Here is a 10,436-nt window from a genome sequence, read left to right on the forward strand (position 1 = left end):
GGTCGAATCCGTGGATCAGACTACCGTTGGCGGATGTAAACCCCGCTGGGAAACGGATCCGGATGTCCATAGGGGAAACCACGTCATCCACAACCTGCACGTGCATTTGGTATTCGTCACCAAGTACCGGCACGGCGTCTTCAACGACGAGATGCTGTCGCGCTGCGAAGAGATCACGCGAGACGTCTGTCAATCCTTCGAGGCCGAGCTGCGCGAGTTCAACGGCGAAGAGGACCACGTGCACCTGCTCTTGCACTACCCGCCGAAAGTACAGCTCTCCAAGCTGGTCAACTCCCTCAAGGGCGTCTCATCCCGATACCTGCGAGCCGAGTACACCGGTCGCATTAAGCGGATCGGGACAGGCTCCGCCTTCTGGTCCCCGTCGCATTCCCGTCCGGCCTGAAGCCCGGGATTCCCTGCGAAGATTAGGGATGGCCACCACCGTTCTGCGCGCTTCACTGACCCTTCCCGCGGCCGCGTTGGGTCCCGACAACCCCCTGCCGGCCCTGCGCGCACCCGCCGGGGTGCACGTACTGGATGACCGGTCACGTGACAATCTGCCGCGTGACATGGCACGGCAGATCGGGTACGAGCCGCTGCGCTCGCTGCTGCCGGTCCCCATCCGTGACGGGTACGGACGGGAGCGCGCGGAGCGGGAGTTCGAGTCGATCGTCATCGACAACGGGCGGCTGCGGGTCACCGTCCTGCCCGGACTCGGCGGGCGGATCCACTCGCTCGTGCACCTGCCGACCGGGCGTGAACTGCTCTACCGCAACCCGGTGTTCCAGCCGACCGCCTTCGCGCTCAACGGCGCCTGGTTCTCCGGTGGCATCGAGTGGAACATCGGTGCCACCGGTCACACTGCACTGTCGTGTATGCCATTGCACGCCGCGCTCGTTCCCGGGCCCGACGGCGGCGTGATGGTGCGGCTGTGGGAGTGGGAGCGGCTGCGCGACCTCCCGTTCCAGGTGGACCTGTGGCTGCCCGAGGACTCGGACTTCCTCTACGTCGGCGTCCGCGTCCGCAACCCGCACGAGCGGCCCGCCCCCGTGTACTGGTGGTCCAACACCGCCGTCCCCGAGGACGCGGGCACACGGGTGCTCGCCCCGGCCGACGAGGCCTGGCACTTCGGGTACGAGCGCTCCCTGCGCCGTGTCCCGGTACCGCAGTGGCAGGGCGCGGACCGCACGTACCCCCTGCGCAGCGACTACCCGGCCGACTTCTTCTACGAGGTCCAGGACGGCGTCCGGCCCTGGATCGCCTCCCTCGACGCCGCCGGACAGGGGCTCGTGCAGACCTCCACGGCGCGGCTGCGCGGGCGCAAGCTGTTCGTATGGGGCGCGGGCGCCGGCGGCCGGCGCTGGCAGGAATGGCTGACCGAGTCCGGCACGGGCGGCTACGCCGAGATCCAGGCCGGGCTGGCCCGGACCCAGCTGGAGCACGTACGGCTGGAGGGCGGGGCGGAGTTCAGCTGGCTGGAGGCGTACGGCCCGCTCGCCGCGGAACCCTCGACGGTGCACGGCGCCGACTGGACGGCGGCCCGCGGCGCGGCCTCGGCGGCACTGGACGCCGCGCTGCCGGCCGGGGTGCTCGAAGCGGCGTACGAGGCGTGGCGCGGGTGCGCCGACACCGAGCCGGGGGAGCGGCTGGCCATGGGCGCCGGATGGGGCGCGCTGGAGGTGTTGTGCCGCGGCTTCGAGCTGCCGGGCACCCCGTTCGAGGAATCCACCCTCGGCGAGGCCCAGGCGCCGTGGCTGGAGCTGTGGCGGACCGGCGTCTTCCCCAAGCCGCCGAAGACGACCCCGCCGGGGTCCGCGTTGGTCGCCGCGCACTGGCGGGACATGCTGGAGACGGCCCCGGCGGACCCGCTGACCGAGTACCACCTGGGTGTGGCCCAGTGGCATGCCGGTGACGTCGCACAGGCCGTACGCAGCTGGGAGCGCGGCCTGGCGCTGGCCCCCTCGCGGTGGCCGCTGCTGCGCTGCCTGGCGGTGGCCGACACCCTGGCCGGTGACGCGGCGCGGGCCGCCGAGCGGTACGCGGAGGCCTTCGCGGACTTGTCCGAGGAGAGCCGTGGCGGTGAGGCCTGGACGGCCGCCGAGTCCGCGCTGGGACGCGAGGCGATGACCGCGCTGCTCGCCGCCGGGCGGGCGGCCGGCGCCCGGGCGGTCTGGGACGGGCTCCGTCCGGTGCTGCGCGAGCAGGGGCGGTTCCGGCTGCTCGCCGCGCGGTTGTTGGCGGCGGAAGGGCATGTGGGCGCCGCCCGGCGGATCTTCGAGGAGGGCTTCGAGCTGGCCGATCTGCGGGAGGGGGAGGAGGTGCTGTCGCAGGTGTGGGCCGCGCTGACGGACCAACCGCTGCCGGCGGCGTACGACTTCCGGATGCGACCGCTCGGCCAGGACGTGTCCGAGCAGATCTGTGGAGCGGGCGGCGCCTGACCGGGGTCCAATGGGACACGCCCCACCGGGTGCGAACACCTTGCGAAACGAAAGTACTCCCCATGATCCAGCGCACTCGGCGAGGTGGGCCGCGCTGGTCTGCGGCCGGACGGCGACGGCTACGTGCTCGACGGCCACCGCCACCCCTCGGCCCGGACCCCTCGCCGAGACGGCGATGCCGACCGTGCCCGCGTTGGTGGAGCCGCGCTGCTGGACAGACACGCCCCGGCGCGGCGGCTACCTGGCCCGCCGCCGATGGTGCGCTCGCTGCGTGCCATCACCGACCCGCTGGTGCGGCACTTCGACGAGGCCACCCCCACCGCCTTCGTACGGCTGCCCGCGCGGGTCTTCATGCTGTGCCCGCCCAGCAGCTCGCCCGGCCGCGCCCGGCGGCGCACGCCCGCGCCGTGGGCGGAGCGGCGGCGGGGGTGGGGGGACACGTCACGCTCGGCAGAGGAGTTCGGCGTTCAGGACCGAGAACCAGGCGTCCGGAGATGTGCCCCAGGCGTGCCAGGCGTGGGCCGCGGCGGTCAGGTCGGCCGGGGTGGCGTGGCCGCCGTCCGTGGCGATGGTCGCGTACGCGGAGGCCGTCGTACGGTCCGCCCAGAGGGAGGACCACCAGGCGACTTCCTCAGGGGTGGCGTAGCACCAGGCCGTCGCGGACGCGCGGATCTCGGTGAAGCCCGCCGCCCGGGCCCACGACAGCAGGTGGCGCCCGGCGTCCGGTTCGCCGCCGTTCGCGCGCGCGACCCGGCGGTAGAGGGCGAGCCACTCCTCCAGGCCCGGCGTCGCCGGGTACCAGGTCATCGCCGCGTAGTCGGCGTCCCGTACGGCCACGATCCCGCCCGGCCGGCACACCCGGCGCATCTCGCGCAGCGCCCGTACCGGATCGCCGACGTGTTGCAGTACCTGGTGGGCGTGGACCACGTCGAAGGAGTCGGCGGGGAAGTCGAGGGCGTGGACGTCCGCCGTGGCGAAGTCGATGACGTCGGCCAGGCCCCGCTCCCGCGCGTAGGCGCGGGCCTGGGCCAGTACGTCCGGCGCCGCGTCGACCGCGGTGACCCGGCCGCCGCCCGGGGTCACCCGTTCCGCGAGGTCCGCCGTGATCGTGCCCGGGCCGCAGCCCACGTCCAGCAGTCTCGTGCCGGGGCGCAGTTCGCCGGTCAGGTACGCGGCCGAGTTGGCGGCGGTGCGCCAGCGGTGCGAGCGCAGGACCGACTCGTGGTGGCCGTGGGTGTAGACGGCGGTCTCGCGGGCGTCGTTCATGGCGGAACCCTCCTCGTCGAAGCGTTGTGATCACCGTAGGCGATCCGCCCGTGATGTGAGATAGGCGTTTTGGAATATGGACACGGCCTCTGCGGGGCAAGCGCGCTGTCGAGGTCGGTGGCAGGGCATGGCAGGGACGAGGACAGTGGGCGCCAGGGGGAGCCCGCAACGTGGCCAACCTGCCAGAGGACGGTGAGATCCATGCCGGACACGCTGCTGGAACAGCACGCCGCGGCTCTGCGGCTCTTCGGTGAGCGCGTGCGGGCCGTCGCGGACACCCAGTGGGACGCGCCGACCCCCTGCACCGAGTGGAGCGTGCGGGACCTGGTCAACCACGTCACCGGCGAGCAGTTGTGGATTCCGCCGCTGGTCAGCGACGGCCGCACGGTGGAGGAGGTCGGGGACCGGTTCTCCGGCGACGTGCTGGGTGAGGACCCGGTGGCCGCCTGGGACAAGGCCTCGGCCGCCGCGCACGCCGCCTTCGCGGCGCCCGGCGCGCTGGAGCGGACCGTCACGCTCTCGTACGGGCCCACGTGCGCGTCGGCCTACTGCTCGGAGCTGACCGCGGACTGCGTCGTGCACACCTGGGACCTCTCACGGGCCATCGGCGCGGACGACCGGCTGCCCGACGGCCTCGTCGAGTTCTCGATCAAGGAGGTCATGCCGTACGCCGACTCGCTCGCCGCGAGCGGCATGTACGCCGCGCCCTTGGAGGTGCCGGCGGGTGCCGACGCGCAGACCCGTCTGCTGGCCCTGCTCGGAAGGAAGGGCTGACGGGCATAGCGGGGTGATCAATCGTATAAAGGGCAGGGGGAGAGCGAGGTAGGAGCAGGGCCGGGACAGGCGGTCGGTGGCGGCGGCGGAAGGCGGGCACGGTGGCGGGGACGGCCGAGGGCATGACGCACGGGCTCGCGGGGGCGCGGCGCCCGGCGCCGGAGGGGCGCGGTCCCGTCCGCTACGGTCCCCCCGCGCCCCAGCCCGGCCTGCCGGTCCTGCCCGAGCTGACCGCCGTCCTGGCCGCCGCCGCGGACCGCGCCGCCCCCGAGCCCCCCGGCGGCGGGGAGCCCGTACGCGAAGCCGCCTGTCGGCACTGGGCACGGCGCGGACTGGCCACCGCCCCCGAGAACGTCGCCGCCGGACCCGGCGCGCCCGCCCTGCTGATGGCGCTGCTGGGCGCGTACGGGGGTGACGTGATGCTTCCCCGGCCCTGTCCCGCCTGGTGGACCCCGCAGGTGCGGCTGCTGGGACGGCGGGCCTACCACGTGCCCACCCCGGCCGAGTGCGGCGGCGTACCGGACCCGTACGCCCTGCTGGAGACCGTACGGCGGGTACGCGCCGAGGGCGGCGACCCGCGGGTGCTGCTGCTGTCGGTGGCCGACGATCCGACCGCCACCGTGCCACCGCCCGAGCTGCTGCGCGAGGCCTGCGAGGCGGCGGAAACGGCCGGGCTGTTCGTGGTCAGCGACGAGAGCTGGCGCGACACCGTGCACCGACCGCACGACACCCTCGTCCTCAGCCCCGCCGAGATGCTCCCCGACCAGGCCGCCGTCCTCGTCGACCTGTCCGGAGCGCTGCTGCCCGCCGGGTGGCCCGCCGCCGTGGTCCGCTTCCCGGCCACCCCGCGCGGCACCTGGCTGCGCGCCCGGACCCTCGACGTCCTCACCGCCACCGGCGCCCTCGTCGCCGGCCCGGTCGCCGGGGCCGCCGCGCACGCCCTGGACGAACCCGACGCGGTCGCCGCCCGCGCCTACGCGGCGGCCGCCCTGCACGGCGTCGTGGCCGCCGCCGCACACCGGGAACTGCTGGCCGCCGGGGCGCTCGCCCGGCCCCCGCAGGCCGGACGGCACCTGTACGCCGACCTGACCCCGCTGCGCGCGGGGCTCGCCCGGCACGGGGTGGGCGACGCGATGGAACTGGAGGACTGGCTCGGCGGCCGGCTGGGCGCGCCCACACCCGGTGGACAGCGGTTCGCCGACGAACTGGGCGCGCTGCGCGTCCGGTTGTCGACCGGGCCGCTGCTGGGGGCCACGCCGCAGGAGCGGCTGGCCGCGCTCACCGCCCGCGAGCCGCTGGAACTGCCTCACGTCCGGGGCGCGCTGGACCTGCTCGGGTCGGTCCTGGCCGGGCTGGCCGACTGAGCCGCCGGCCGAACCGCCGCCGGTGAAGGGAGACTTCTCGATGAGGGACCAGGTGGACGCCCCCGTGACCGACCTCGCGCGACGCGCCACCGCGTCCCGTCGCCCACCGGCCCGGCCGGTGCTGCCACCCGCGTCGCCGACGGCGCCCGCGCCCGAAGCGCTCGCCCCCGAAGCGCTCGCCCCCGAGGCGCTCGCCCCCGCTCCGCGCCCCCTCGGCGAACCGAGGCTGTGGCCCCGCTCGTTCGAGGACCGGCTGACCACCCCGCTGCCCGGCGTCCGGGCCCTGGCCCGGCTGGCCCGCGAGGGCGCGTTCCGGCCCGGCCCCGAGGGACTGCGCGGCATCCCCGACCTGCCGTACGAGCCGGCCCCCCTGCCCGCCGCGACCCCCGGGACGGTGTCCGTCACCTGGGCCGGCCACGCGAGCTGGGTGCTCCGGGTCGGCGGGCTGACGGTGCTCACCGACCCCGTCTGGTCCCGCCGGATCCTCGGCACCCCCGCCCGGATGACGCCGGTCGGCGTGCGGTGGGAGGACCTGCCGCCGGTGGACGCGGTGGTGATCAGCCACAACCACTACGACCACCTCGACGCCCCCACCCTCAAGCGGCTGCCGCGCCACACCGCCCTGTTCGTCCCCGCCGGACTCGCCCGCTGGTGCCGCCGCCGGGGCTTCACCCGGGTCACCGAACTCGACTGGTGGGAGGCGGCGGAACTGGGCGGCGTACGCTTCGACTTCGTCCCCGCGCACCACTGGTCCAAGCGGTCCCTGCTGGACACCTGCCGGACCCTGTGGGGCGGCTGGGTGCTCACCGACACCGCGAGCGGCCGGAAGGTCTACTTCGCGGGCGACACCGGGTACGGACACTGGTTCGGCGAGATCGGCCGCCGCCGGCCCGGCATCGACCTCGCCCTCTTCCCGATCGGCGCCTACGCCCCGCGCTGGTGGCTCGGCGACGTCCACGCCGACCCGGAGGAAGCCGTACAGGCCTGCCTCGACGTCGGTGCCCGCCGGATGGCGCCCATGCACTGGGCCACCTTCGTCCTCTCCGCGGAACCGGTCCTGGAGCCCCTGCACCGCGCCCGCGCCGCCTGGGCCCGCGCCGGACTGCCGCGCGAGGACCTGTGGGACCTGCCGATCGGGGCCTCCCGGGTGCTCGGCGGCGCGGCGTGGAAGGCGGCGTAGCGGAAGAACGTGTGTCGTACGCTCTGGTGTTCATGGACGCGAGCGCGGAAAACGAGATGATCGCCGTCCCGTCGGGGCAGGTCACCCTGTCGGACCGGCGGACGCGGCGCAGCTGGCCCGTGGAGCTCGCGCCGTACCGGCTCGGGGCCCTCCCGGTCACCCAGGAGCTGTACGGGCAGGTCACCGGCCTGCGCCCGAGCACCGCCGCCGGGGACCGGCTGCCCGTCGAGGGCGTCTCCTGGTGGGACGCGGTCCGGTTCTGCAACGCCCTCTCCCTGCGTGAGGGGATCACGCCCGCCTACCACCTCCGGGCCGGCGGCGAAGGCACCGAGGTCGAGTGGGACGCGTCCGCCGACGGATACCGGCTGCCGACAGAAGCCGAGTGGGAGCACGCCTGCCGCGCCGGTACGACGGGACCGCATTACGGGCCGCTCGACGAGATCGCCTGGTACCGCGGCAACTCCGACGAGCGCATCCACGAGGTGGGCGGCAAGCGGCCCAACCCGTGGGGACTCCACGACATGCTCGGCAACGTCTGGAACTGGTGCTGGGACGTCTACGACGCCGAGGTCTACGGCGGCTACCGGGTGCTGCGCGGCGGAGGCTGGTTCGACGAGCACTGGAGCATCCGCGCCTCCGCCCGCCGCCGCAGCCACCCGAGCTACCAGGTCGACGACGTCGGCTTCCGCGTGGCGCGTTCCCTCACCCGTTGACGTCCCCGCGCACCGCGTCAGTTCTCCTCCGGATCCCCGGCCGCCCGCACCCGGCGCCACAGCGTCGGGGCCACGCTGATCAGCACGGTCAGGCCGACCGCCAGGGCCACGCCCTGCCACGGCTCGTCGAACAGCGATCCGCCCACGATCCCGATCAGGCCGTACGTCGCCGCCCACGCCAGGCAGGCCGGTGCGTCGCCCCGGACGAAGCGCCGCAGCGGCATGCCGCCCAGCAGGCAGGCCAGCATCACCGGGATCCGGCCCGCCGGGAGCAGGCGGGACAGCACCAGGACCAGGACGCCGTGCTCGTCCAGTCGGGTCCGCGCCCGCGCCAGCCGCTCCGGCGTGGCCCGCCCGCGCAGCCACTCCAGCCAGCGCGACCCGCCCCGCGAGCGCACCCCGCGCCGCCCGAGGCAGTACAGCGCGACGTCCCCGGCGAACGCCGCCGACGCGGCAACTCCGAACACCAGCAACACCCCGAAGGGCAGTGACTGGTGATGGAAGGCCACCACGGCCGCCGAACTCACCAGCGCCCCCGTCGGGATCACCGGCACCAGCGCGCCCACCGCCACCAGCACGAACAACGCCGGGTAGCCCACCGCCTGCTGGGTGGTCTCCGGCACGTCTCGCACCAGCACGGCCCGGCCGACGACGTCCGCCGCCTCCCGCCACAGCGTCACGGCAGCCGCACCCGCTCGCCGTGGCCGGGCACCCGTACCGTCACCTTCGGCGCGAGCCGCAGCGCGCGCCGGGCGAACTCCTCACCCGGGGCATGGAATTCGTGCGGCCGCACCGCGTCCATCCCGATCGGCCAGTACGTCCCGTAGTGCACCGGCACCGCCGCCGCGGGCGCCAGCTCGGCCAGCGCCCTGGCCGCCCGCTCCGCGTCCAGATGCCCCGGTCCCAGGTACGGCCCCCAGCCGCCGACCGGCAGCAGCGCCACGTCCACCGGACCGACCTCCTCGGCCATCGTGTCGAACAGGCCGGTGTCCCCGGCGAAGTACGTCCGCGTCGCGCCCTGGACCACGTACCCCAGCGCCGGCGCCCGACGCGGCCCGAACGGCAGCCGCCGCCCGTCGTGCCGGGCGCTGACCGCCCGTACCCGTACACCGTCCCGCAGGGTCAGCTCGTCGCCGGGCTCCAACTCCGTCACCACCAGCCCCCGCAACCCCGCGAGCCGCGCCAGCCCCGGCACCTCCCGGCGCGCCCCGCGCGGCACCACGAGCCGGGTGCCGCGCGGCACCAGGGCCAGCGACGGCAGATGCAGATGATCAGCGTGCAGATGCGACACCAGCACCGCATCCGCCTCCGCCGCCTCCGGCGGGGGCACCGCCCCGCGCCGCCGCCGCAGATGCGCGAACCTCCGGGCGAACAGCGGGTCGGTCAACAGCCGCACCCCCGAGTCCTGCACCGTGCACGTGGCATGGCCCCACCAGGTGATCTCCACCGACACCGTGGACCTCCCCTCCCTCGACCCACCGTCCGTCGAGCGTAGGGGTTCTCCGGGCGATCCGCGCGGAAGCGGAAGACGGGCCCCTCCTCCGGCGGCGCGGATCGGAGTAGGGTCGGGCGCCATGGATGAGCTGCGCGTGGCCGCTATCGCCAGCCTGACCCCACTCGAGGAACTCGACGCCGATCCCTTCGCCGTGGACACTCGCGGCCAGCACGCCATGTGCGCGCGCTGGGCCGCGGAGCGCGGCTACGTGGTCACCCGGCATCTGCTCTTCTACGGGCTGCGGGCCGACCACTGCGGGCTGTGGTGCGACGTGGACGCCGGGCAGGTCGACCTGTTCGTCGCCCCCAACCAGCGGGTGCTGGCCCGTGCGCTGCGCTCCGTGGAGGAGTTCACGGCCGAGTGCGAACGGCGCGGCGTACGGCTGGAGACCGCCGGCCTCGACGAGCCGCGGTACACCTCCGCGATGAAGGCCGAGGTGCACCGGCGGCTGTCCATGCCCACCGCCGGCTACGACGGCACGTAGCGGACGGAGGATCCCGGCCCGCGCACGCCACCGTCGTCACCTCCGTGCGCCGTCCGTGTCGCCCGGACGGGTCCGCCGTCCTGTGCGACGCTGACGAGGGGACCGCGGGCGGGGCGCGGACCGGGACACGAGGCGGTACGGCGTGTGGCGAGGGCGAGGGCGAGGGCGAGGGCCAGGGCGAGGGCGGTGGCGGGCCGCGGGCAGCGCACTGATGCGGGTGGTGCTGGTGTGGGCCGTCTCCACGCTCACGATGCTCGCGCTCGCCGGGATCCTGCCCGACTTCCGCCTTCAGTCGGCCGACGGTGACAGCGTCACCCGGATCGGGCTGACCGCCGCATGGGGCGCCGGAGCCTTCGGCCTGCTGAGCGCGCTGGTGTGGCCGGTGGTCGTACGGGCCCTGCTGCTCGTGCCCGCCCTGGTCCTGGGGCTGCTCGTCTTCTTCCTCAACGGCTCGCTGCTGCTGATAGCGCTCAGCCTCATCCCCGACGGGCGCGGAGCGGCGGCCCCCGAGACGGCGGTGGTCGTCGCCGCCGTGATGTCCGCCGTGGCGTCGGCCACCTCCACCGCGCTCGCGGTGCGCGACGACGAGGCGTACCGGCGCCGGCTGTACCGGCTCGCCGACCGGCGCCGCCGCCGGCTGGGGCCGGCACCGACCTCGCCCCCGCCTCCGCCCACCTGGCCGGGCCGAACAGGTTCACCGCCAGCGCGTCGACCGCGCACGT

Annotated in this window: 10 protein-coding genes and 2 pseudogenes; 9 read left to right on the plus strand and 3 right to left on the minus strand. The window is 74.8% G+C overall.

What is annotated here, in order from left to right; all coding sequences use genetic code 11:
- Positions 1-10: 10 nt before the first annotated feature.
- The 3 genes and pseudogenes from tnpA to ACWDYJ_RS29590 all read left to right on the plus strand — a co-directional run.
- Positions 11-388, plus strand: a pseudogene (gene tnpA / locus ACWDYJ_RS29580) (IS200/IS605 family transposase); the annotation flags it as partial.
- A gap of 43 nt (positions 389-431) precedes the next feature.
- A complete protein-coding gene (locus tag ACWDYJ_RS29585) occupies positions 432-2,438 on the plus strand; it encodes a DUF5107 domain-containing protein (protein WP_451568645.1) in 2,007 nt (668 codons plus the stop codon).
- Positions 2,439-2,693: 255 nt separating this feature from the next.
- Positions 2,694-2,804, plus strand: a pseudogene (locus ACWDYJ_RS29590) (DUF6025 family protein); the annotation flags it as partial.
- Positions 2,805-2,879: 75 nt separating this feature from the next.
- On the opposite strand, the gene ACWDYJ_RS29595 reads toward ACWDYJ_RS29590, so the two are convergent.
- Positions 2,880-3,704: a class I SAM-dependent methyltransferase gene (locus ACWDYJ_RS29595; RefSeq protein WP_451568646.1), complete on the minus strand. Its 825-nt coding sequence runs from the start codon at positions 3,702-3,704 to the stop codon at positions 2,880-2,882.
- A 201-nt stretch (positions 3,705-3,905) separates the two neighbouring features.
- Between ACWDYJ_RS29595 and ACWDYJ_RS29600 the strand changes: the two genes are divergently transcribed.
- The 4 genes from ACWDYJ_RS29600 (at position 3,906) to ACWDYJ_RS29615 (ending at position 7,735) form a co-directional block, all read left to right on the plus strand.
- Positions 3,906-4,478, plus strand: coding sequence for a TIGR03086 family metal-binding protein (locus tag ACWDYJ_RS29600; RefSeq protein WP_451568647.1), 573 nt, complete (start codon positions 3,906-3,908; stop codon positions 4,476-4,478).
- Positions 4,479-4,600: 122 nt separating this feature from the next.
- The gene (locus ACWDYJ_RS29605; protein ID WP_451568653.1) at positions 4,601-5,842 is read left to right on the plus strand and encodes an aminotransferase class I/II-fold pyridoxal phosphate-dependent enzyme; all 1,242 of its coding nucleotides are present in this window, start codon (positions 4,601-4,603) and stop codon (positions 5,840-5,842) included.
- A 40-nt stretch (positions 5,843-5,882) separates the two neighbouring features.
- Complete coding sequence (locus ACWDYJ_RS29610) at positions 5,883-7,022, plus strand: MBL fold metallo-hydrolase (protein ID WP_451568648.1); 1,140 nt, start codon at positions 5,883-5,885, stop codon at positions 7,020-7,022.
- Between the two features lie 32 nt (positions 7,023-7,054).
- Entirely contained in the window at positions 7,055-7,735 is a 681-nt protein-coding gene (locus tag ACWDYJ_RS29615; RefSeq protein WP_451568654.1) for a formylglycine-generating enzyme family protein, read from the plus strand.
- Positions 7,736-7,752: 17 nt separating this feature from the next.
- On the opposite strand, the gene ACWDYJ_RS29620 is transcribed toward ACWDYJ_RS29615, so the two are convergent.
- Positions 7,753-8,409 carry a DedA family protein gene (locus tag ACWDYJ_RS29620; RefSeq protein ID WP_451568655.1) on the minus strand — a complete coding sequence of 219 codons (657 nt, stop codon included), beginning with the start codon at positions 8,407-8,409 and terminating at the stop codon, positions 7,753-7,755.
- A 2-nt stretch (positions 8,410-8,411) separates the two neighbouring features.
- Positions 8,412-9,188, minus strand: coding sequence for an MBL fold metallo-hydrolase (locus ACWDYJ_RS29625; RefSeq protein WP_451568649.1), 777 nt, complete (start codon positions 9,186-9,188; stop codon positions 8,412-8,414).
- Positions 9,189-9,309: 121 nt separating this feature from the next.
- Here ACWDYJ_RS29625 and ACWDYJ_RS29630 point away from each other — a divergent pair, with 121 nt between their 5' ends.
- Both ACWDYJ_RS29630 and ACWDYJ_RS29635 read left to right on the plus strand, forming a co-directional pair.
- Positions 9,310-9,714, plus strand: a complete 405-nt coding sequence (locus ACWDYJ_RS29630; RefSeq protein ID WP_451568650.1) for a hypothetical protein — start codon at positions 9,310-9,312, stop codon at positions 9,712-9,714.
- Positions 9,715-9,925: 211 nt separating this feature from the next.
- On the plus strand, positions 9,926-10,436 hold a 511-nt coding region (locus ACWDYJ_RS29635; protein ID WP_451568651.1), incomplete at its 3' end, for a phage holin family protein.

This window comes from Streptomyces sp. NPDC003042, from assembly GCF_053591315.1.

What these genes read in the sequence shown, in the direction of transcription:
- ACWDYJ_RS29585 (WP_451568645.1), top strand. Translation starts at nt 432, where the DNA reads ATGGCCACCACCGTTCTGCGCGCTTCACTGACCCTTCCCGCGGCCGCG.
- ACWDYJ_RS29605 (WP_451568653.1), top strand. Translation starts at nt 4,601, where the DNA reads ATGACGCACGGGCTCGCGGGGGCGCGGCGCCCGGCGCCGGAGGGGCGC.
- ACWDYJ_RS29595 (WP_451568646.1), bottom strand. Translation starts at nt 3,704, where the DNA reads ATGAACGACGCCCGCGAGACCGCCGTCTACACCCACGGCCACCACGAG.
- ACWDYJ_RS29630 (WP_451568650.1), top strand. Translation starts at nt 9,310, where the DNA reads ATGGATGAGCTGCGCGTGGCCGCTATCGCCAGCCTGACCCCACTCGAG.
- ACWDYJ_RS29600 (WP_451568647.1), top strand. Translation starts at nt 3,906, where the DNA reads ATGCCGGACACGCTGCTGGAACAGCACGCCGCGGCTCTGCGGCTCTTC.
- ACWDYJ_RS29615 (WP_451568654.1), top strand. Translation starts at nt 7,055, where the DNA reads ATGGACGCGAGCGCGGAAAACGAGATGATCGCCGTCCCGTCGGGGCAG.
- ACWDYJ_RS29610 (WP_451568648.1), top strand. Translation starts at nt 5,883, where the DNA reads ATGAGGGACCAGGTGGACGCCCCCGTGACCGACCTCGCGCGACGCGCC.